The following is a 22,945-nucleotide window of genomic DNA, read 5'->3' on the forward strand; positions in this document are numbered from 1 at the left end:
GTTGTTTTTTTCGATTCGCTTCCCTCTAAATGATAACACAGTACTGGCGTTCCTGCCTCTATATTTTCATAAATGGTTTTTGCGATGGCCGGGGGCAGGTTGATGCAGCCATGGGAACCATTCTTCTTGTAAATATCTCCTCCGAATTCATTCCGCCAGTAGCCGTCATGCATTCCTATATTTCCATTGAACGGAAGCCAGTAGGAAACAGGTGTATTATAATTTTTTCCCTTTAACGTCGCATTGCGCTGTTTATAGGTCAATTCATAGGCTCCGGCCGGCGTGCTAAAGCCTTTCGCTTCATCTCCCGACACAAAATCTGACTCTACTACAAGTTTTCCATGTTTATAATAATAAAGGTGCTGGGCCGTAAGATTCATCTCAACATAAGTGTCACCATAATCCGGTCCGTCATGGCTGGCTGCCGTCTGTGCATAAATAGGTTCACGGTCCACACTCTCCCCTGCTTCCAGAAGAGTCATCAGGGCCTCTGTCTCCGCCGCCTTATCAATCATCCAGCCATAATGCCCCCTGTTGATTGTCACGACAGCCCCTCCGGTCGTCACAAACTTTTTAGCACAATAAGCCGTATTGTATGTTTCCGCAAGGTTCTGAACATATTCCGCCACCGCTTCCCGGCTGATTGTCACAGTTTCTTCTCCATCATCTGTGAGCCAGCCACAGATGGTATCTCCATCCAGCACTTCGCTCCTGTCTCCAAAATGATATGTCACGGTAAATCCATCAAAAGGAGGCCGTGTTTCTTTCTGGCTTGGCTGGTCCACAATTTCTTTTTCATTTTCCGGTTCATTATCAAATGTTACCGTTTCTGCCAGTAGTCTTTCTTCCCGGATATCCACCGTATTGCTCCGAACGATATCTCCCATTTGACGAGTGATCAAAAAACAGATACCTCCCATGATCACTGCCGTGATGCAGACCAGCTTCCTCCGAACATGTGCGGAGGATTTCTTTCTTTTTTTAGATTGATGTCTGTTATATTGGTACATAGAACATTCTCCTCTTGGTTCTCTCATAGATACCGCCATTATAGCATCTAATTTGTACCACAAAAACGCAAGAATTGTGTGACATACAATTCTTGCGCATGATTAATCTTATTGATCCTTGTTGATCCTTGTTGATCCTTATTGCTCCTTACTTCCCTGATTGCCTCCTGTCCCGCCCAATATCTTCACAATCAAATCCACACTGCCCACGTTGTAGCCGCTGCATGCGTAGATTCCGGTCATACCGGGTCTGGTGACGACAAGGAGCGGCATTTTCTCCGGGTCCACATACATTCTTCTGGCCAGAGTCTCCACGTGATCTGTGAAATCGTCATAATAGACCTGGATGCCTGGAATGGTGGCCAGGGTTTTAGCGAACGTAGCGTTGGACAGCGCGGAGGAATCTTTTATGACGCAGATGATCCGGGCGTTTAAGTCGTGCAGGGCGCAGAGTTCTTCCCGGTGGTCCAGCATTTCGTTGAGGACATGTTCCGTGGGCTCTTTGCCTTCTTCCAGGAAGAGCAGGATGTTGGCGTGGTCTCCTGTCAGCTCCGTGACGGAGACTGGGGCGTTGTCCGGAGCTGTCAGCTCGAACTCGGCGATTTCGTTGGAGACCAGCATGTCGCTTAAGCTGCCTTCCCGAAGGGTCATTGGGAGTTCATAGCAGCTGCCGCTGTGGATGGTGAAAGTGGCTTCCATGGCGTGCTGGCTGCCGTTTGGCATGCGGCTGGTGGTAATGACGCGGTAGGTACCCGGATTTAAGTGCAGGGTCAGGAAGTTGTTATCGAATTTGATATCGGTGTAATCCAGGGTAGTGAACTGGGCGTTCTGTAAGACGCCGATGGTCCATGTCTGGTAATACTTCCATTTACTGCCGTCCTGTACGGTCAATGTCAGATGACCACTGGACTGGTTCTCCGGGTTCTGGTTCTCCGGGTTCTGGCTTTCCGGCTCCTGGTTCTCCGGGTTCTGGCTTTCTGGCTCCTGGCTTTCTGGCTCCTGGCTTTCTGGCTCCTGGTATGTCATTTCACAATTTTTTGTGCCGGAAACCACTATGAATTTGCTCCCATCATGATATTCCGCTTCCAGCGTAACCGGGTTTAACCGGGCCGGTATCATCAGGGTGCGGCAGATGGCAGCAAACAACAGTTTCTGACTCAGCGGATTTCCCTGTTTCAGGCGGAGACAGCCCACCGGAGTGGAACAGATGGTGTCATAATCCAGGTCAAGGGCATATTGGATTTCCTTCCGGATATACGCCCAGATACGGCTGGGATTGCTACGAAACTCTACTTTTTGCTCCTCCGTAAAATATTCGTTGATGAAAGAACGATAGGCAGTCAACTCCTCCAGATAGATTCTTGGACACAGGATACAGGATACAAATAGACTCTCCTCCACTCCCGCCCCGTCACCGGAACCTGTCAGGTGGTCCTCCAGAATATCCGCCTTTGCATCTTTATAATCTTTGTCCGACAAGGTATGAAGCAGCTTTCTGCGGTTTGGATTCCCGTCCTTTGATAAGAAGCGATAAATCTCCTCAAAGTTCCCTTTTGCCTTGTGAAGCAGCTCCTGCTCCTCCGGATACACTGACGCCTTCTCTTCTATGTAATAGGACTCCAAGCGGCTCTCCCGCCGTTCTCCCGCCAGTTTCAACCTGGCGGCGTTCGTCCGTTTCTGTTCCTTTGTCAAAACCACCGGATGCATGGGGTAATCCACAGGAGCCTCGATATCAACTTCCCGCCAATGAATAGGAGCATGTTCTGCTTCCCCCACTTCCTTAGAAGGAAATTCCAACACCAGCTCCCCGCTATCTTTCACAGAAGCGATGGCCTCCACATAGACATCATCCTTCATCGCATGAATGTGAACATCCCCCAGCCCCACTGTCATACGGGCCATCCCCCGCTCATCGGTTATCAGCGTCAGGACATTGCAGTACTCCGCCATATTCAGAATTTCCACCGACACGGTAACTCCCGGAACAGGCCTTCCCGACTCATCCTCCACACGAACCACATAATCTTTAACCAGCGCATAATTGGCAGTGTCATTATAATAAACCGGCATTCTGCCAGTCCCAATCTGCTCCTCCATAAAACCGCAGGAATAATCCGAAAACGTCATAGTATGGACAATAACCGCCCTGGAGGACGCATTGGTAAACCATCCTTTATCCAGAATCTCCTCCGGTTCACAGGCGCCAAGGAAGCGCCATTTTCCATCCACATAGGCTTCCACCCACGCATGGTTATCATCACAGTGCGCCCATCTCGGCGTATACACCTGCCGGGCCGGAATCCCCACGCTCCGCAGCGCCGTGACCGCCAGGACAGACTCCTCCCCGCACCGCCCTCTCCCCGACCGGTAAACCGTCATCGGTGAACTGGTCCGGTTGTCCGAAGCCTCATAGCTGGCCGCCTCCGCGCACCAGTAGTTGACCTCCAGCACCGCTTCCTCCACAGACATTCCCTCAATCCGCTCCCGCAGCTGCCGGTAAAAAAACTCCCGGCAATCCTCAATCTTCTCCGAGTTCACCCGATCATACAAAACATAGTGCAAAAAGATATCCTCCGGAATCCCCTTACACCACTCCATCTTCTCTCTCAACACCAGCGCATGCTTCACAAACCCCAAAAACACATCAAACTCATACTCCCCGGCATCCCGAAGGGGCATCGTCCCATAGAGAAACTTCATCAAAACCTGCTCCTCCATCCCGCACTGCGCCATCCGCCCAGCCACCCGCTCCCTCCACATCCCCAGAAGCTCCAGTCTCTCCTCATACCGCTCCTCGGCATATTCTATCAAATGGTTTGAAAACATGATAAGAATCTCCTTCGTCTTTTCTCCGTCACAACATCACTCCTGTTTTAAGAGCTGCTCCAGGCTGTAATCAAGGATTTTTGTTTTTCTCTCGGATATCATAACCTTGTAAAAATCCTTTTGTATCTCCGTAACCGCAGGAATTTCATCAATCAGCCGATTGATATCTCCCATATTAATGCGTCTTTCTATTCGTTTTAATGCTCTGTTACAATCCTCGTTTTTAAGTGAAGATATATAATCAAAATAGGATATTTTTTTACCGTTTTCTAAAATTGCCGAGGTAGGGAACACATAAATCCGTTGGTCAATCTCTGCTTCATTGTTCAAGACATGTTCCATCCCTGCCACATCCATTTGAGGATAAAGACAAGAGCCACAATCATAAATGGGGGCAATCTCTGCACATTGTTTTAATTCATCAATCAGAATCCCCCAATTTCCATTGTGTCTGTCAAAGATTTATTGACAGGACAATTTGTAAAATCAATCATGCTCTTCCTCCGCTTTTGCTCCATAAAGATATTTTGTTCTCAAATAAACTGCCTGTTCCTCCGTAATAACACCTGCCCAAAGGTCTGCATTGATAGAACCATACAATTCTCCCCATAGACAATCCATATAGGTTACCTTGTTCTTTTCGCCCTGTACATAGTCATCGATTGATTTTTGGAGATGGGCAGAAAGATTGGTTTCCAGGTAGGAAGAATCCTGCGGTTTCCCATTATTCTGATTTTCATAAGGTTCATCCGTCAGGTTCAAAACTTCCTCAGTGGTCATTTCCAAGGCATTTGATAGCTTTTGAATCGTCTTTGCATCGCATTGTGTTAGACTTTTTTCCCGTAACAGATATTGGAAAGTGTTGTCCAGGGGATACCGCTGATGATAGCTAAACGATACCTGGACATTCCTTTTTTCTTCATTATTTCATTTATTGTCATTTTTATCACCCATTTCATTATATCGTCAAAAAGAAACAATGACAAGAACAAAACAAACCTGCCAAAATCAATAACAATTCAAAAAAAGGGACAACAGGTATCTCAACCTGTCGTCCCCCGGTTAACCCGTATTCTTTTATCTCAATTCCCCTGATAAGAAATCCCAAGGAATTCCTCAAAGCACTCACACATTCGCGCTGCCCTGTATTTATCGGACATCTCGCAGAAGATGCGAAGCAGCGGCTCCGTTCCGGAGAATCTGGCGATAATCCAGCCGCCGTCCTTGAAGTATACCTTGCAGCCGTCCAAATAGGATACCTTCTCCACCTCTTCCGGCATCTGTGGCAGCAGTTTCTCCTCCAGCAGTGTGTGGGCGATGGCGTCCTTTTTCTCCTGGCTGAACTTGTAATCCCGCTCTTCCATATGGATGGCGCCGTACTCTTCCTCTATCTCTTTGGCGATCTCCGACATTTTCTTGCCGGTCTTGGCTATCATCTCCACCAGCAATGTGGAGGCGTAAATGCCGTCCTTGCCGTTGATGTGGCCCCTGACCGTCAGACCGCCGGAGGACTCGCCGCCGATGATGGCGTTGGTCTCGCTCATCTTGGCTGAGATATATTTAAATCCAACCGGCACCTCATAGCAGGTCTCCCCGAAGCCGGCCGCCACCTTATCAAGCATATGGGTGGTCGCCACGTTGCGGACAACCGGACCTCTCCAGCCTTTGTATTTCACCAGATAATAGTACAGCATCACCAGGATATCGTTGGGATGCAGGAATCTTCCGGTATCGTCAATCACGCCCACCCGGTCCGCGTCCCCGTCGGTGGCAATTCCGATATCGCACTTCCGGTCCACCACATAGTTCTGCAGACTTCTCAGGGTAAATGCCGACGGCGCCGGCAGCTTGCCGCCAAACAGCGTGTCGTGCTCCTCGTGAATCACCTGCACGTCGCACCGGGCCGTAGAGAGAATCGTTCTCAACGAGGTATTGCTGACACCGTACATCGGGTCGATGGCGATGCGCAGTCCCCGGTCCCGGATGGCCTGCATATCCACCGCGTTGATGATATTGTCCAGGTATTCATTTAACGGATTGATTTCCTGGATAATGCCGGTCTCCATGCCCTTCTCGTAATCCATAATCTCCACGCCGGGCTTGCCGTCCCGGTTCAGACTTGCCGCCTTCACACCGCCGCATGCCTGCTCCTCTAGCCGCTCCTCCAGCGCCCGGATATACCGCTCCATCTCCATGGTCTGAATCTCATCCGCATCCCTGCCGCCCCTGGTGAACACCTTGATTCCGTTGTACACCGCCGGGTTGTGGCTGGCGGTAATCATCATGCCGTAGGGAAGTTCATGCTTCATCACATAAAACATAATCAGCGGGGTCGGCGCGGAGCCCAGGATGAATTTCACCGGAATGTCCTCCGCCGCAAACACCTCGCTGGCCCAGATGGCCGATTCCTTGGACAGGAAACGTCTGTCATAGCCGATGGCGATTCCCTGCTCCTCCACCCCTTCATCCTTCATCTTATCCGCCAGCGCCTTTGAGAGCTTCTGGATATTCTCCCTTGTAAATTCATCCCCGATGACGGCTCTCCAGCCGCCTGTTCCAAACTTAATCATCTCTGTCCGCTCCTTTTATTCCTGTTATGTGTTTCCTATTTATCCCATCACCACACGAATCTCATTGGTGCTTCCTGCCTCTTTGACCGGAATCTCTTTCACTAATTCACCGTCCAGATAGAGTTCCTTTACCCCTTTCATCACGCCATCCGGGTTCTCCACCTTTATCCGGAAGTCCGCGCCTCTCCAGACTCTTTGCACCTCAAACTCCTTCCAGTCCGCCGGCACGCAGGGGTCGATTTCCAGCGTGTCAAACTGTGGCCGGATGCCGAGGATATATCTGGTGGCTGAAAAATACGCCCAGCCGCCGCTTCCCGTCATAAACGGATGTCTGGCTCTCCCGTAGGCCGTATGGTCCTTCCCCATGATAAACTGGCAGTAGGAATACGGCTCCGCCTGACGAATCTCAATCTTGTCATTCTGATAGTAAGGACACAGCGCGTCATAGAACTTCACCGCCCGGTCTCCCCGCCCCAGCTTACACTCCGCCGCCCAGGCCCATGGGTTTGGATGGCTGAAGATGGAGCCATTTTCCTTCACACCGGGATACACTCTGGTGACAAAGCCGATATCGTCGTCCGGCTCCGTGTAGGAGGGGCCGTTCAGCATAATGCCGTAGGGCGTGTAGAGATATTCATCCACCGCGTCCATAGCCTTTCTACCCTTCTCCTCGTCCGCCGCGCCGGAGAGCACCGCCCAGCTGTTGGATTCCAGATGGATTCTGCCCTCCTTGTCGTTCTGGGTGCCAATCTTCCGGCCATTTTTCGTAATGCCCCGGATGTACCACTCACCGTCCCACAACTCCCTGTCGCAGGCTTCTTTCACGCCCTGGAGCATTTCCGTATAGGTCTTTACATCGTCCTCCCGGTGGAGATATTCCGCCGCCTCCAGGAAATTCTGTATCGCCCAGTAATGCAGGAAGGACACCAGCGCGCTCTCGCCGCCGCCTAAGTTCAGGCAGTCATTCCAGTCCGCCCGCAGTCCCTTGCAGATCCCGTGGTCTCCCACCTGCTCGGCGGAGAAATCCAGAATCCGCTTCATATGCTCATAGACCGTACCGCTTCCGCCGTCGGCATAGGTGATGACCTCGTCGAAGAACTCATCCTCCCCGGTCTCCTTCACGTACTCCACAATGGAAGCAATCAGCCACAAGGCGTCGTCGGAACAGGTATCCTCCAGCCCGTGAATCATATCGCTGAGTTTCGGTGTCGGAACCACGGTTGGGGATTTGAACGGCTTCACCTCCACCTCCGGGTCAAACCACTCCGGCTGGAACAGGTGCAGACCGTAGCCCTTGGACACCAGCCCGCGGAGCAGCTCCACCAGACGGCTCCGGCATTTCTCCGGATTGGAATGAGGTACCGTCATGGCATCCTGGGCCGTATCCCGGTATCCCAGTCCCGTTCTTCCCCCCACCTCGATGAAGGAGGCGAACCGGGAAAACATCACATTTATCTCCGACTGGTACAGCGTCCAGGTGTTAATCAAGGTATTCATTCCCTCGTCGGGGGTATGTATCTGCAGCTTCTTAAGCTTGTCATTCCAGAATTCCCTCAGCTCCCCGTAAGCCCTGTCAACGGCCTCCGGGCTTTTATATTTCTCCCGCATGACCTTCCCGGCTTCCCGGTTTCCTTCGCCCAGAAGGTAGATTACTCTGGATTCCTCACCGGGCTTTAGCGTCATGGTTTTCTGCAGAACACCGCAGTGGTTACCGCCCTTTTCAAAGCTGCCACGGCATTTCCCCTCCTCCACAACGATGGGGTTGGACTCTGTCCGGTACTCCCCAAGGAAGGTGTCCCGCAGGCAGTCATAGCCGTCCGGCTCCTGGTTCATGGTGAAATACTGGTAGCCGAACTCCTCATAAAATAAGTCGTGCTCAATGATGCCGTCCTCGTAGGAGGAACCGGCCGCGTAGAGACTCATCTGGAAATTTTTATTGTCAAATTCAATGTGGTGGAAGGAAAACTCACAGTAGGAGTAGACGCTCAGATGGCGCTCCCTGTCACTGTTGTTTCTAAGCTTCACATCCCACAATTCCACCGCGTCCTCTTTGGGAATCGACAGCGTTTGGCTGGCCTCTATCCCCTGATAGCTGCACTCATACCGGCTGTAAGACAGACCGTGGCGGCAGGTATACTTCGCCTGGCTCAAATCCTTTCCCACCGGCTGCCAGGATATGGACCAGTACTCTCCGGTCTCGTCATCTCTCACATACACATAGTGGCCCGGCCGGTCCATCGGCACCCCGTTGCCCCGGAATCTGGTAATCCGGTGATACTCCGGCGACTTATAAAACAGATATCCGCCCGCGGTATGGTTCACCACCGCGCACATGTCCTTCACCCCCAGATAATTCGTCCAGGATGCCGGCAAATCCACTCTGTCAATCACATATTCTCTGTTCTCATTATCAAAATAACCGTACTGCATAACCCCTGCTCCTCCTTGCTTTCTAAAACCATTATAGATTTCCCGGCCGGAAAAAGGTATAACTGATGATGTGAATATTTGTCTTAAACTGTGCAGGTTGACGGGAAATACTACAAAAAACAGCGCTAACCTTATTAAGTCAACGCTGTATTGATTATCTTCAAAAATCTACTATAAATATTTTTTTAATTCAGCTGCTTCTTCCTTGCTCAGTCTGTTTCCCCCTGTAAAAGCGGCTACAAAATTACTTAATGAATTACCAAATGACTGATTCACAATTTTTTTTGTCCACTCTTGGAGAAACTCATCTTTTGTAACTAGCGAATAATAAGAATAATATTTTGAATTTCTTTTATATACTCCTATCATCCCTTCATTTTGAAGATGTTTAAGGTAAGTACTCAATGTCTGTTTCTTCCAATCTTTCTTTAATACTTCATTTGAATACTTCATCAATTCTTTGAAGGAAAGTTGTTCCTCCGTACTCCAAAATATTTCCATTAATTCTAGTTCTGTATCTGTCAATTCATAAAACCGTTCCATATTTTCTGTATATCTCCTATTTTATTTTTAAGATTAATGTGGGCAAACATCATATGTTATTGAATATTTTTTATTTCCTATTTTTACATATCCACATATAGTACATCTTTGAGAATCATAATAATCAACGCGACAGCCACCACTCGCATTTTTTACATGCTTTTGAACTGTTCCAGTAACAAAATCATGTGAACATGCAGCTTTTGGACTTGTTCCGGCAGCATCATAAGTCTTAGCCGTATTTTCATCCACAAATACAACTTCACTGATTGAAAAATTTTCTATCTCCCTGTTCATTTCACAACCTGGAATAAATACTTCCCAATCAACCATCTCATTTGTCCCTATATTTTGATCTTCAATTTTTTTAACCGGTTCATATGCGAAAATTGTCGTAGTAAATGCGAGATAAAATACGGAAACTAATACTAATATGATAAATATTCGATTAATATGCTCTTTCTTTTTCATTTCTTTAATCCTCCTTTTCATTCTTTTTGCACTACTCCCAGCAAATCCAACCGATAATAATATTTTACGTCCAGTAAGTTTTTTGTTATTTGTTGCCATGTCAATTAAAAGAATACTATATTTCTTTATTTCATCATCTTTTTTTCCTTTAATCACTTGTTTATCACAACATATTTCTGCTGTTTCCGATAGTTCTTTAAATAGTAAAATACAGAACGGGTTAAACCAATGAATAGCCATAACTAGAAGGCCAATAAATTTATAAATCAGGTCTCTATTCTTTATATGAATTAATTCATGCTTTATCACATAAGACAGTTCCTCTTCTTCCCAATCTTTAAAACTCTCAGGTAAAAATATAATAGGAGCCCAAATCCCCAATACCATAGGTTCTTCTATGTAAGATAATAATGCTAACTTTATATTTTTATCTACTATTACCTCTTGTTTTATTCTTTCAAATATATCGGTGATTCTTTTAGACGGTTGAGTTTTTACTATGCATTGATTTAATCCCTGTCTCACACGAAAATATTGATACAACTGTATACCAATAATCATGATAGAACAACTAGCTACCAATGAAACAATAATAATTACTTCTTTTGCAATTACAGGAAAAACCTTCTGACCATCAGGTCCAATAATAATAGACTCAGCTCGCTTTAATATTTGTGGAACATTTCCATCCATCTTAATACCATAAAACCCGAAAATCGTCTGTAAAATAGTATAACATCTATATTTTAATTCTGAAAATGGAATCAAATAAAAAAGCAATGCGATTTTCAAAAAACGATATCTCCATAATGCCCCCATAAATTTGTCTAAAAGAGGATACATAACAAAATATAGTACTACTACCAATGTTCCCGATAAGGACATAATGATCAGAACATTTTGTCTCACCTGCATCCCCTCCAAACTTTAACAGCACTTACACTACTACGGTTTATATAGCCTATATCATATAAGTCATATAATATATTATTATTGTTTATAAGTCAACTCCTCTAACAATTAATGAATACGATTTTTTCAATTTCAGCAATTTGTACTATAATTCATAGGTTGTTTTGTTTAGAATTACACTATACTTTTAATCAGAAATAAATGTATAATACTATTATGATGTACTACATTTTATAGTACATATATTCATGGTTTTTATCATATAAAAGGGAGGTATAATCCAATGCAGAATGATTAGAATAAATTCACATATTTGTCTAAATGTAATAAATAATTTTGAAAGGGGAAAATTAATGAAAAAATGTAGACGAGTTTTATGTTTAGCAACAATATTTTCTTTGATTATGTCAGTAAACGCTTTTGCACATGTGGAGAAACCAGAATCTGCTATCGTAGGGCCAAAAAAACAGACTATTAGTGTTTATGAAACTGGAGAAGCTATACCAACAAATTTATCATCCCGATTGGTACCATTATCTTTTGGCTGGTCCTTAAAAGTAGAACCTGGCTGGGTACAAGGAGTCGATACAACTGCTGATTCCAATAGTTTTGTGACTGGTAATCCTGATGAATCATATCCTATTGATTATATGTATATTAAAACTGTAATTAACAGAAAAAGCGGCTCATCATATGATGATATAAGTGATACTAACACGAGTTTTCTCTCTTTATATTTAAATGATGGCAGCTATGCTTCAGAATTTACAACTGCTAAAAGTACGCATATCTTCAAAAATGAAGGATATAATGACACTGTGAAATATATTACAAAGAATATCAATTAAATGTAATGCTTAAGGAGGTAAGGTTTTTGTCATAAATAGATGGCAGCCTTATCTCCTTTAAAGCCAAAGATATTGTATTCTTTACCTTCTGTAACATGAAAGGAATTGATAAAATTATGAAGATAACTATTATTCTAATGATAGTAGTTTTATCCTTAACCTCATGTAGTTATAATAATCAGATTTCTTCTGATAATATACCATCAGAATATACAAAATTTGATTCAAAAATTACAAACAAAGAAAACATAAAATATTTAGATGTCTCAGAAACTGGGAACAATGTAAGCTATTCAATTTTAAATCAAGATGGTATTGTTGAAACAGAAACCACTTATTTTTTGAAAGAAAATTCTTTTCAAAAATTTATAAACATTGCAAATTATATCAATATGGATATGGAATATACTATTTTAACATTTGTCAACTTTAAACAAGTAAGATTTGAGATAGAAGGAAAATCATATGATTCATTCACAGCTTTTATTGCTCAAAATACCGATTTACAGATACCAATTAAACTCAATAATTTAAATAAAGGATTAAACGATATCCTATTTCTTATTGTACTTAATCCAAACAAAAACTTAACCAATCCCAGTGATAACGAAGCATTTGAAGATATTCTTTATTTAAGGCGCAATGTTATTTGGGGAAATACATATGATAAAATAGAATATGAATATAAAGATGTGACATTGACAGAGGGAGCTGAACGTCCAGTAATGTTACATGAAAAGGCAAAAGATAATTTAATTGAATTAGCACCATGCAGTTTGGATATAAAACAATCAAAAGAGGCATTTATAACAGTTGCCAATAGGTCGAATATCGAAGAAGATTATGCAGTTATTTTATTAGCAGATTGGAGACAAGTTCCTATTCTAAATCAAGAAACAATTTATATAAAACTTCCTTCCAAATTTTCGGGACATATACCAATTAATACTAGTTTCGATGCAGTTGGTTTACATAAATTAGTTGCAATAATTGTAAAAAGCCCATATCATTATGAGAACTTTCGTTCAATTGATGTTGAATCCAGTCAATGGGTAAATATTGATGTTAAATAGTGAGTTATCAAAAAATTAATCGCAGTTGTTTCAATAATAAAGAAAACATTCAGAGCAGTTCAGCATTTATTCAGAACTGCTCTTTTATACATTTTATTTTCTACTTTCTACTAGCACATCCAGCAGACTGCCCAATTCCTCCACTGTATCAACAATCCAGTCCGCCCCGGCCACAGACAGTTCTTCCCGGTCCCCGTAGCCGTAGAGAACGCCGATGCTGTCAATACTGTTTTCTTTCGCCCCGATGATATCGTGCTCCCGGTCGCCTATCATGACAACTTTGTCAAGTTCCGTAATCTGGTTCTCCTCCAGAACATAGCGGATCACATCGCCCTTTCTCACCCGGGTTTCGTCCATATTGGCGCCGCCGATGAAATCAAAATACTCCGCAAGGCGGAAATGCTCCAGAATCTGTTTGGAGAACAGCTCCGGTTTGGAGGTGGCTACGTAGAGATGTTTTCCGGCGGCTTTGAGGGTGGCCAGAAGGTCCCGGATGCCCGGATACTCCATGTTCTCATAGAGACCGGTTTTGGAGAAATACTCCCGGTATATGGAGATGGCTTCTGTTGCCTTCTCGGAAGAAAATCCGTAGTACTTCATAAAGCTGTCCTTTAAAGGCGGGCCGATGAAGGGACACAGCTTTTTCAAATCCAGTTCCTCGATGCCGTAGTGTCTCAGCGCATACTGGACGGATTTTGTGATGCCCACCATAGGGTCGGTCAGCGTTCCATCCAAATCAAATAGCAGATATTGTTTGTCGTTCATTTCTATCTCCTGCACATATTGGTTTTTTATAAAAAGAGCGTGGCCTAAGCGGTCACGCCCTTTTCAATTACAATTTATCTAATGATTACTTTAATTCACTTACAACCTTCTCAAGAGCTGCCAGAGCGTCAGCCGGAAGTTTGTCATAACCGTCTTTTGCAGTCTCCATGTTCTTCACATAATTAACACGGTCTGTCATTCTTGCCTTCAACTGATCTACATACTCCGAATCGTTCATATCCGGTACAAAGCCTTCCCAATCCATGATCTCGATGTCAGAGAACGGTCCCCACTGTTTGAACTGAGCGGTTCCCTCTACGATGGCCTCCAGGATGCCCAGGGTATCGGCAGGTTTAACTTTCTTGCCCATGAAATCGCCGGTGTTTACGATGTAGCAGTCTACATTCTTCTCCTCAACCAGCTTTTTGAACTTCTCATAGTCGTTAACCAGAGGATAGGTTCTGAATGGGTTCGCGTAAGGTACAACAACCAGTGCGTTCGGATCTACGCCTGGAGCAAGTCTCTCGGCGGAAGATCTCTTGGTAGCCAGGGTAGCGCCCATAACAGATGCCAGGGATGCGCCTTTCAGTTTTACTACCGGCGGAATGGTTGGGTCTTTCATAATCCAGAAGATCGCGTTAACCGGTGTATCAATCTTGTCCACACGGTTCGGGGACCATAATTTGGACTTGATGGCCCGGCCGTTGCCGTTACGAATATCCTCAGTTACGATCTGAACTTTTCCTTCCTCATCCAAGGTTGCGGAACAGTTCTGTACAGTCAGTAAGAACTTGTTGTCCTCACATCCGGTCGGGTAATCCTGTGTCTTATCAAAGTAGGTCGGCTCTAATGCGATGGAAGCACAGGTATCTGTGTTGATGATGAACGCGTCATCATGAAGAACCTTCACATCATACTTGCCGCCATGTTTTGCATGAGTCAGAGTGGATTTACCGGAGCCTGACAGACCGTATACGGATGCAACATACTTTCTGCCATCTTTCAGTGTGTACTCTTTCTGTCCGCCGTGGCAGGATGCGTAACCGTTACGGTTGGCAATGGCCCAAGCCATGGTCAGAGTTCCCTTCTTGTGCTCGCCGAAGTATCTCATACCAAGGATACATGCGCAGTTGGTCTCTGTGTTGAAGTAGCACAGAGTCTTCTTCTGCGGGTCGGATAAGCAGTCAAGAGATACGTTTGGACGGTCGGAACCGTTCCACTGTGGGTCGGAGAATATGTAAATGTCAGCTTCCTTGCCTTCGCCAACCGGTACGGAGTTCTTGTACATCTTCACATACTCGTCAGACATATACTGGAAGTTCAGCATCCAGTTGTACATGATGTTCTCCTCGCCCTCTGGAATCAGCAGGTGAGCTTTTACCATAAATTCTGGGTCAAGTCCTACAAATACTTCTGCGTGGTACATGGTTTTCCAGCGTGACTCGTAAACAGCGTCCATAGCCACTAAGTCAAGGGCTGCGGTGTTCACTCCTGGTTCGCCGGTGATGCGGCGTGCGGTTGCATAACGTCCGGTGATAGCGCCATCATTGAACAGAAGGACTTTTGCGTCTTTTTCAAGGCCAAACTCTTCTCCTCTGTAAACAGGCATATCTGTCACAACAGTACCTGGAGAATTCTTCGCTAATTCATACGCTTCCTTTAATGTGTTAATCTTTACTACGTTGTTGCCATAGAAAGCCGCTTCGATAATGGACCTTGTTTTTGAAAAACCTGTCTTGCCTGCGCCAATTTCATTAATTGGGTAATACGCTTTTGTTGACATATAAAATCCTCCTTATAATAAATCGAAATTTGATTCAATTATCCCACTTTGTGAAAGAAAAGTCAATATAGTTTGTACAAAAAAGAAATAAAAAACCAATATATCTATTGAAAGAACTGCATTCTGTATACAATATATTGAATTTCTAAAAATTCTATGGCTTTTTTGGGACAATGACCTTATAATTCTAATATAAAGTTCCATTACCTGTTTTATGAGACTTTAGTGACAACCATACATGCGAAGGAGGGGCCTATGATACACATTGCGAAAGATGGCAGTGGGGATTTTACCACCATCACTGCCGCGTTACAGAGTATTTCTTCCGGTAACCAGGACAGCCGGGAAGAACGTACCTTATTCATCCATAACGGAATCTACCGGGAACGTCTCACGGTGGTGGTGCCCCATGTGACCATGATAGGTGAATCGAGAGAACATACCATACTCACCTACGACAATTATGCACGCATGATGATGCCGGACGGCATGAAGAGGGGGACCTTCCGCAGCTATTCCTGCCTGATTGACGCCGATGACTTCACGGCGGAGAACCTGACCTTTGAAAATAAAGCCGGGAAGGGCGTGGACGTGGGGCAGGCGCTGGCCCTCTATGTGGACGGCGACAGGATTCAGTTCCGTGACTGCCGGTTTCTGGGGGGACAGGACACCCTGTTTACCGCTCCTCTCCCGCCAAAGGAGATTGAGCCCAACGGGTTTGTGGGGCCGAAGCAGAACGCGCCGCGGGTTATGGGACGCCATTACTATAAAAACTGTTATATCGAGGGAGATATCGATTTTATCTTCGGCGGGGCTGTGGCCTATTTTGAGGGCTGCGAGCTGTTTTCCAAGGATGTGGGAAGAGAGATTAACAGCTATGTCACTGCCGCTTCCACACCGGAGGGCCAGGAATATGGTTATGTGATGAGGAACTGCCGGTTTGTGGGCAACTGCCCGCCTCACAGCGCCTATCTGGGGCGGCCGTGGCGGGAGTTTGCAAAGACGGTGCTGATTGACTGCTATATCGGGCGCCATATCTGCGAGGAAGGATGGCATGACTGGGGGAAGGAACATGCTCACGAGACTGCCTTTTACGGGGAGTATGGCAGCTACGGGCCATCGGCTGATTTGACGAAACGCCCAGACTGGGTGAAACGGCTGACGGTGGCCGAGGCGGAATGCTTCACGAAGGAAGCGGTGCTGGGCGGGAAGGACGGGTGGAATCCGTTTTAGTGCTTTCAGCATTTTTGGGAACTGCCTGGATTTCGAAACTGTCTGGATTTGAGTACCGTCTGGATTTGGGTACCGCCTGGATTTGAGTACCGCCTGGATTTGGGTACTGTCTGGATTTGGGTACTGTCTGGATTTGAGCGTTCTCTGTTCAATATTTTTTTATGACAGCTACTGTAAACAAAAGAGGGAATACCGCACTGAAACCGGTATCCCCTCTTTTTATTTTTATCTTGTAAATGCAGACGCGCTCTCCCCTGCGATTCTTCCGAATACAACGGTGTCGGTCAATGCATTTCCACCCAGACGGTTGGCGCCATGGATGCCGCCGGTCACCTCTCCTGCCGCGAACAGACCTGGAATCACGCTGCCGTCCGTGCCGATCACCTGGGTGTCGGTGTTGATTTTCACGCCGCCCATGGTGTGGTGTACGGTAGGCACACGCTCCGCCGCGTAGAACGGGCCGTCGTTGATGCCGTTGTTCTTCTTATCCGTGTCGGTAAACAGGGTGCGGCCAAATTCATCTGCCTGGCCTTCCAAATCTCCGCCCAGGCAGTGACGGTTGTACTCCTCCACGGATTTCACCAGATTCTCCGCCGGAACATTGATCTGCGCCGCCAGTTCCTCCAGGGTATCCGCCTTGTAGGCGCGCCCTGCGGCCACCAGGCTGTTGATGGTCTCGTTGAAGTTGTTGACCTCATCGCCGGTTGGGTAAGTATCGCTGTCCATTATGATATACATGGTGGTATCCGGCTGCTCAAACAGGGCCAGCGTCATCTCGTCACGGCGTCCGCCTTCATTTACAAAACGGCTGCCCTCCTTGTTGACGAAGATACGGCTCTCCACCGCATGCTCAATGTTGCCGGACAGACTTCCCGTCTCCGGGTCGCCCAGTGGCAGCAGCTGGATGTTGCCCATCTGTACCAGCTCCGCGCCGATGGCTTCCGCCATCACAATTCCGTCGCCGGTGATAGCGGAGGTGTTGGTGGACGGAATGGTCTCGTCCAGAGTCGGCCATAATTTGGTCTCCTCGTTGTATTTCTGACGCATTTCCACATTCTGGCCGAAACCGCCGGTGGCCAGAACCACGCCGTTATTAGCCTTCACGGTCACTTTGTTGCCAGTCTGGCCGGTGCATTCCACGCCAGTCACCACGCCGTCCTCCACAATCAGACTCTCCGCCTTGGTGTTGTACTTCATGGTAATGCCGTCGTGGCCTTCCATATACTCTTTATAGGTCTTGAAGAACCCGGAGCCCTCCGGCTCCACCGGTTTGTGGGCACGCTCCCACATTCCTCCGGTCACGGTGAACACGCCGTCCTGGAACTGCATTCCCAAATCCTTCAGCCAGGTCACGCCATCCCAGGCATTTTCCACCAGGGTCCGAACCAGTTCCGGGTCGCCCTGATTATCGCCGCCCTCCATGGTCTGCTGGTAGTGGAAATCCACGCTGTCGTTTCTCGCCAGTGCGGTCTCGCTGCCGTCGTCAACCGCGTTGAGGGCTCCGCCGGCCAATGCCGTGTTGCCGCCCATGTTGGCTGTCTTCTCGATCACAATAACATTCTTGCCATTCTGGCTTGCCGTCACTGCCGCCGCCATACCGGCTCCGCCGGCTCCGATGACAACCACGTCAGCGGTCAGTTCCTCGTCCGCTTCCGCCACAACTTCCTTCTTCACGGCTTTTAACGCCTCCACGTCTCCGCCTGCCTGTGCCACACAGTCAGCCACGCCTTCCAAAATCGCGTTGCTGGTCAGAGTCGCACCGGATACCGCGTCGATGCCCAGGCCCTGAAGCTCCAGAATCTCGCCTGGCATGGAGTCGCAGACCGGCTCGCCGATGCCTGCCGTCTCCTCGTGGTCCAGCTTGATGTCCGTGATGGCATCCGCGCTGAAGGTCACGGTGACCGTCATCTCATGCATACCGGTCACAGTTGCCGTGTAGGTGCCTGGTGTGTACATTCCTGCCGCCTCTGTGGCAGTGGTCTCGGCCGCCGTCGTCGTGGCGTCCGTCCCTGCACTCTTGCTCTGGCATCCCGCCAGAGAACCGGCCAGAACAGCCGCCATCATAAGAGCAGCCAGTTTTCTTGTCTTTCTCATAATAATCCTCCTGTTTTTATTTTTGGTTATCACTGATAACTTCCTGAATAATAGTATCACAGAAGGGATTTTGATGCAAGATTTTTTTGTTACTTTTTTAACGAAAAATGGTAAAAAAATAGCAGGACGGTTTTTTCTGTCCGCCCCGCATGATTATCTTACTTCCTGTTCTATTGTCGCGCAGATTTCCTGCTGGATTCTGTCAATATAGTCTTCCAGACGCTCCTGTTCCAGCAACAGGCCGCTGGTGGCCACAAAGGCGGCGCCGTAGGCGAATGTCTGGAATGAGAAATAGCATTTCCCCCCTGCCCTCCTCCGGCATGCCGATGTCGTCAAAATATCCGTTAAACTCCTCGATCATCCGCTGAAAACTCTTCCAGCTGCGGATGCCGATGGCCTGCTCCTCGTTGATGGTGCGCCAGAAGGACTGATTAATCAGGAACGGGTACTTGATCAGAAACAGGATGTAGGCCCGGCACATGGCCAGATGGGCCTGCTTGTGGTTCCCCTGATAACGGACGGTCAATTCCTCCATCTGCTCCAGCAGCTCTCCGTCCAGCTTCTCCGATATGCTGCCGAAGAACGCCTGCCGGTCCTTAAAATGCTTGAAGGGCGCAGCGCAGGATACGTGGCAGCGCTCCGCCACCGCTCGGTTGGAAAAGCCCTCCACGCCCCGCTCCATAATCAGGCGGATGCCCTCCTCCATCAAATCTTCCATCAGGTTTCTTCCCTTTTCCTTCATGAACGCTCCCTCCATTCCAGTCTTGTTTAAATTCCAATCCTTGACCCGTGTGACTCCATGGCATGGACGAGAACCCGGTTTTCGACTGTCACCAGCCAGCTTTGAATCTCCACCGGCTCCATCCCCTGAAATTCCACCAGCTTGAACACATAGTTGCCATATCCATTGAGGACAAACAGAAAATAGTTCTTTCCCTCAGAAGTGTATGGGAACACGCAGCGAGGATTGTAGAATAAGTCGGTCAGTTTGGAAAAATCCAGGACCTCCTTCGTTTTCCCGTCCACCAATGCATAGCTGCAGTAATAGGGATAACGGCCGCTGGGTAGAAACTTATACACGTTCGTCCAGTCGTCGACGCCGTCATTATTGAAATCCATCACACCATAGATGCCGGTCATACTGCCGGCATTTCCAAACAGCTTCTGCGTCTCCTCGTCCGTCACAATCTCACGGCCCATGGGCTCGGTCTCATATTCCTTGTATTGGTCGATATACCGCTCCAGGTACCAGTCCAGATAATAGTAGGGCTCCACGTCCACATACTTGTCGGTAAATATGATCTCCGAGCCGGTCTTCTCCCTGACGGCCTCGGCCATGTACATCTGGCCGCTCTGGTTCAGGGCATGCACCTGCCAGCCCAGCCATTCCCGGTCATAGTAATCATAGCTTTCGTTGACGAAAAAATACTTTCCCTGATACCGGTACAGGGAAACGTATCCCATTCCCTCTCCCGAATTCGTATCCGTAATCTTCCCGGCCCCATCCAGATGAAGGACTTCCCAGAAATGATTTCCCATGGAGCCGCCGGGAAACAGAATCAGGTATTCCGGCAGTCCGTCCCCGTCCAAATCATAGTTGTAGACGCCGGTCACGGACTCATCCGCAGAAACATAGGGGTACAGTTCCTTAAAGCCGGGGAGACTGTATACCTTCTCCCAGTCAGCATTCTGTTCCACCCGCTCCGCTCCCATCTCCTCCAGCCCTGCGCCTGTCCGCACTTCCGCTGCCACCAACTCAAGCACATCTTGCTGGGGGAATTCGGCACAGCTCTCGCCGTAATAAATCTCCGGGAGATAGGGGTTATCGGCCGAGTAAGTCAGCTCTGATACCCCCGCCATGGCTCCGGCCAGTTCCAGCTTATCCCGCTCCTCCTGGCTGTCCTTTGGCATCAAATCATACAGGGTATCCAGCACGTAGAAATTACCGTTGTAGACACAGGCCCTGAGAAATTCTGCCAGCTTCTCATCTGGCATACTTCTGTCGGGTGTGAGAGACAGACGGTAGTTCCACTGCTCCGTGCTGTAAAGTTCGGAAAACATTTTATCGAATTCTTCATCATTTTTATCCGGTAAGGTGAATCTTCCTTTCTCAATGACCATTTTCCCGTTCTGGAGTGAATAATCGGCATTCAGCACAAAGCGGGCGGAACCGGAATCATTGATAGAAATTGGAATATCCACAGTCCCGTCCTGGTTAACCGTCACCTCATAGGAAGGATGAAACTCCCGGAAGAAGCTGTAATTGCCATTGCCAAGGGGCTTCGGCATGTATTTGATATAAATATAGTCATTGCCCACGCCGGCCAGGATAATCTGGCTGCCATCCCCGCAGGGATAGGTGGTGCTGTATAACTGGCTGCACAGCGCATCAATCTCCTCCTGCGTCAGTTTCCCGTCTGCTTGACGTTTTTCTTTACCGGAGGGGGCCGTTTTCCCGGAAGAACCATCGGCACCGGAAGAACTACCGATATCCGAAGCTCCATCGGCATCCGAAGCCGCCCCGTTCTCCAGGGAGCCATCCCCGCCAGCCGCATCCGCCTCACTGGAAACAACCGTCTCCGCCGGCATTTCCGCCTGCCGGACCCCGCAGGCCGTAAGCAGCGCCAGACATCCGATGGCTATCAAGCAATATCGTCTCATCTCTTCCTCCTCCCCGCCGTGCATGTTCCAACATTACAAAATCAGGTATCCCTTCATCCATCTGTACATGCATGAAAGAATACCCGATTCCATGTTCACTTCTTTAATTCTCTTTAATCTTCACAATCACCTTTTTAATCGGAGCCGGCTCGCCGTCGGCTGCCTTGGGCTTATGGCCATCCCATGGGTTGAATATCATGTATTCGCCCGCATGAACTGCCGCCTGCAGCCCCGGATTGGCATTGTCGAAGAACATCACATCCTTCTCCGGATTATAGGGAACCGACACATTCAGCTGGCTGACCGGCGCGAAGGACATCACCTCTGAGCCCTGAATCACATACTGAATATCGGTGTAATTTTCGTGTGCTTCAAATTTTGCCTCTTCCCACGGTATGGTGGTGTATTCCACTACGTTGGCAAACACGTTGTCCCCGTCGATGACATACTTTCCCGGCTCCAGGTTCTCTAAGTCCGTATTCATCAGGAAATCCACTGCCTTTGCATAACGCCCCGCAATCCCAAGGTTCCTGTAAAATTCCAAATTTGCCTTCAAATCAAAAATCATGTTCATTCTCCTTTGCTATGTATACTTGTCTGACATCGCTGACCTTTGTCACTGACATTCTCAGATATAGTATACACCCAAAGGCAAATATTCCACAATCATTTTATTTAAAAAATTCATGTCTTTCGTGTTGAAATAAAAATGTTAATCTCCCATCAAACCAGTTCACTGCGCTGGCCCTGGAGCCGCCCCGGTACATAAAGTACAGAGCGCCGTCGGAATAATCCTCACCGGCTAACGCGCGGTTGACGCAGTCCACGGTCTGGCCTGATATTTTCACTGTATTGATAGAGCCGTCAGATACCGGAGAAAACTGAGATTTCTGATACACGACGTCTGTGATGTTGTTGGGGAATTCCCCATTCTTTACCCGGTTTAAGATTACGTTGGCCACCAGTATCTTACCCTTGTCATCACATATTCCGGCCTCGGCCTGTACAATCCGAAGGAGCACCTGATAATCCTGCTCGGTGTAAGGAACCACCGCGGATGCCTTTCTGGCTTCCTCCTCTGCCTTCTTCGCCGCTTCCTCTGCTTCCGCCAAAGCTTTCGCTTCCGCTTCTTTCAGAATCTCTTTTCTTACATTCTCAATCTCTGCCTGGGCTGCTAACTGACTCTCTTGTTTCTGCTGTACTTCTCTGGCTAATAACTCGCCAACAACTAACTGTCCCTGCCGCCTCGAATCAGTAAGATTAATTTGTATTTTTGCTTCCGTAAGGTCTTCAATTTCTTCAACGTCCTCATCGGTCTCGGATTCTGTCTCGGACCAGGTTTCCGCAAATGCCGTCAGCGCAGATTTTCCGCCGCCGCCAAATCCGGTCGAAGTCAGTGCCACCACTGTAAGAACTGCAAATCCCGTCGATAATACGGCCGCGTTCCGGTGCATCTGTTTCGTGACACGAACCGCCATATTTTTCACAAAGTGGTACACACGTTGAAGAAATGAGTGAAATGTAAGCATACATACTCCTCTTTTCTTCTTTTTTCGTTATAAAATTGGGTCAAAGTGGGAGAAGCCTCCCATTTGCCCGCTTTCTAGGGTGCGACACTAATTATATGGACGGTATGCATAAAAGTCAATGCAGATTTGAAATATTTGTTATATTTTTCATCGCATTTTTTGACAATATTGCGAAGAGTTGTGCATGATGCACATTT

The 22,945-nt window shown here is 47.4% G+C and carries 19 protein-coding genes; 3 read left to right on the top strand and 16 right to left on the bottom strand.

The window, feature by feature from the left end; genetic code table 11:
- From HMPREF9473_RS13770 to HMPREF9473_RS13805, 9 genes are all read right to left on the bottom strand, one after another.
- Positions 1-1,010 (bottom strand): L,D-transpeptidase family protein (locus tag HMPREF9473_RS13770; protein WP_006780739.1); only part of this gene is annotated, 1,010 nt, incomplete at its 3' end.
- Between the two features lie 138 nt (positions 1,011-1,148).
- The gene (locus tag HMPREF9473_RS13775; protein WP_006780740.1) at positions 1,149-3,836 is read right to left on the bottom strand and encodes a transglutaminase domain-containing protein; all 2,688 of its coding nucleotides are present in this window, start codon (positions 3,834-3,836) and stop codon (positions 1,149-1,151) included.
- Positions 3,837-3,872: 36 nt separating this feature from the next.
- Positions 3,873-4,178 carry a hypothetical protein gene (locus tag HMPREF9473_RS13780; RefSeq protein WP_006780741.1) on the bottom strand — a complete coding sequence of 102 codons (306 nt, stop codon included), beginning with the start codon at positions 4,176-4,178 and terminating at the stop codon, positions 3,873-3,875.
- Between the two features lie 144 nt (positions 4,179-4,322).
- Positions 4,323-4,598: a hypothetical protein gene (locus HMPREF9473_RS28560; protein ID WP_006780742.1), complete on the bottom strand. Its 276-nt coding sequence runs from the start codon at positions 4,596-4,598 to the stop codon at positions 4,323-4,325.
- 65 nt (positions 4,599-4,663) lie between these two features.
- Positions 4,664-4,795, bottom strand: a complete 132-nt coding sequence (locus tag HMPREF9473_RS28660) for a helix-turn-helix domain-containing protein (RefSeq protein WP_349674965.1) — start codon at positions 4,793-4,795, stop codon at positions 4,664-4,666.
- Positions 4,796-4,918: 123 nt separating this feature from the next.
- A complete protein-coding gene (locus tag HMPREF9473_RS13790) occupies positions 4,919-6,406 on the bottom strand; it encodes a phosphoglucomutase/phosphomannomutase family protein (RefSeq protein ID WP_006780743.1) in 1,488 nt (495 codons plus the stop codon).
- A 39-nt stretch (positions 6,407-6,445) separates the two neighbouring features.
- On the bottom strand, positions 6,446-8,836 hold the full coding sequence (locus tag HMPREF9473_RS13795; protein WP_006780744.1) for a GH36-type glycosyl hydrolase domain-containing protein: 2,391 nt from the start codon (positions 8,834-8,836) through the stop codon (positions 6,446-6,448).
- Positions 8,837-9,007: 171 nt separating this feature from the next.
- Positions 9,008-9,379 carry a BlaI/MecI/CopY family transcriptional regulator gene (locus HMPREF9473_RS13800; RefSeq protein ID WP_006780745.1) on the bottom strand — a complete coding sequence of 124 codons (372 nt, stop codon included), beginning with the start codon at positions 9,377-9,379 and terminating at the stop codon, positions 9,008-9,010.
- A gap of 33 nt (positions 9,380-9,412) precedes the next feature.
- Complete coding sequence (locus HMPREF9473_RS13805) at positions 9,413-10,759, bottom strand: M56 family metallopeptidase (protein ID WP_006780746.1); 1,347 nt, start codon at positions 10,757-10,759, stop codon at positions 9,413-9,415.
- A 293-nt stretch (positions 10,760-11,052) separates the two neighbouring features.
- On the opposite strand from HMPREF9473_RS13805, the gene HMPREF9473_RS27380 reads away from it, so the two are divergent.
- Together HMPREF9473_RS27380 and HMPREF9473_RS13810 are read left to right on the top strand one after the other, a co-directional pair.
- Positions 11,053-11,610, top strand: coding sequence for a hypothetical protein (locus HMPREF9473_RS27380; RefSeq protein ID WP_207636798.1), 558 nt, complete (start codon positions 11,053-11,055; stop codon positions 11,608-11,610).
- Between the two features lie 95 nt (positions 11,611-11,705).
- Entirely contained in the window at positions 11,706-12,683 is a 978-nt protein-coding gene (locus HMPREF9473_RS13810) for a hypothetical protein (RefSeq protein ID WP_138669459.1), read from the top strand.
- Between the two features lie 93 nt (positions 12,684-12,776).
- On the opposite strand, the gene HMPREF9473_RS13815 is transcribed toward HMPREF9473_RS13810, so the two are convergent.
- Both HMPREF9473_RS13815 and HMPREF9473_RS13820 read right to left on the bottom strand, forming a co-directional pair.
- Positions 12,777-13,448, bottom strand: a complete 672-nt coding sequence (locus HMPREF9473_RS13815) for an HAD family hydrolase (protein ID WP_006780749.1) — start codon at positions 13,446-13,448, stop codon at positions 12,777-12,779.
- A gap of 85 nt (positions 13,449-13,533) precedes the next feature.
- On the bottom strand, positions 13,534-15,231 hold the full coding sequence (locus tag HMPREF9473_RS13820) for a phosphoenolpyruvate carboxykinase (ATP) (RefSeq protein WP_006780750.1): 1,698 nt from the start codon (positions 15,229-15,231) through the stop codon (positions 13,534-13,536).
- 255 nt (positions 15,232-15,486) lie between these two features.
- Here HMPREF9473_RS13820 and HMPREF9473_RS13825 point away from each other — a divergent pair, with 255 nt between their 5' ends.
- Positions 15,487-16,464 (top strand): pectinesterase family protein, encoded by a 978-nt coding sequence (locus tag HMPREF9473_RS13825; protein ID WP_006780751.1) that lies wholly within the window; start codon positions 15,487-15,489, stop codon positions 16,462-16,464.
- 225 nt (positions 16,465-16,689) lie between these two features.
- Here HMPREF9473_RS13825 and HMPREF9473_RS13830 read toward each other — a convergent pair whose 3' ends face one another.
- The 5 genes from HMPREF9473_RS13830 to HMPREF9473_RS13850 all read right to left on the bottom strand — a co-directional run bounded on the left by HMPREF9473_RS13830 (position 16,690) and on the right by HMPREF9473_RS13850 (position 22,748).
- Positions 16,690-18,558 (bottom strand): flavocytochrome c, encoded by a 1,869-nt coding sequence (locus tag HMPREF9473_RS13830; RefSeq protein ID WP_006780752.1) that lies wholly within the window; start codon positions 18,556-18,558, stop codon positions 16,690-16,692.
- 202 nt (positions 18,559-18,760) lie between these two features.
- Positions 18,761-19,300, bottom strand: coding sequence for a TetR/AcrR family transcriptional regulator (locus tag HMPREF9473_RS26275; RefSeq protein ID WP_006780753.1), 540 nt, complete (start codon positions 19,298-19,300; stop codon positions 18,761-18,763).
- Between the two features lie 26 nt (positions 19,301-19,326).
- Positions 19,327-21,219 carry a hypothetical protein gene (locus HMPREF9473_RS13840; protein ID WP_006780754.1) on the bottom strand — a complete coding sequence of 631 codons (1,893 nt, stop codon included), beginning with the start codon at positions 21,217-21,219 and terminating at the stop codon, positions 19,327-19,329.
- 103 nt (positions 21,220-21,322) lie between these two features.
- Positions 21,323-21,787: a YhcH/YjgK/YiaL family protein gene (locus HMPREF9473_RS13845; RefSeq protein WP_006780755.1), complete on the bottom strand. Its 465-nt coding sequence runs from the start codon at positions 21,785-21,787 to the stop codon at positions 21,323-21,325.
- Between the two features lie 103 nt (positions 21,788-21,890).
- The gene (locus tag HMPREF9473_RS13850) at positions 21,891-22,748 is read right to left on the bottom strand and encodes a cell wall hydrolase (RefSeq protein ID WP_006780756.1); all 858 of its coding nucleotides are present in this window, start codon (positions 22,746-22,748) and stop codon (positions 21,891-21,893) included.
- Between the last annotated feature and the right edge of the window lie 197 nt (positions 22,749-22,945).

Origin of the sequence: Hungatella hathewayi WAL-18680 (genome assembly GCF_000235505.1) — a bacterium.
Lineage (GTDB): Bacteria > Bacillota > Clostridia > Lachnospirales > Lachnospiraceae > Hungatella_A > Hungatella_A hathewayi_A.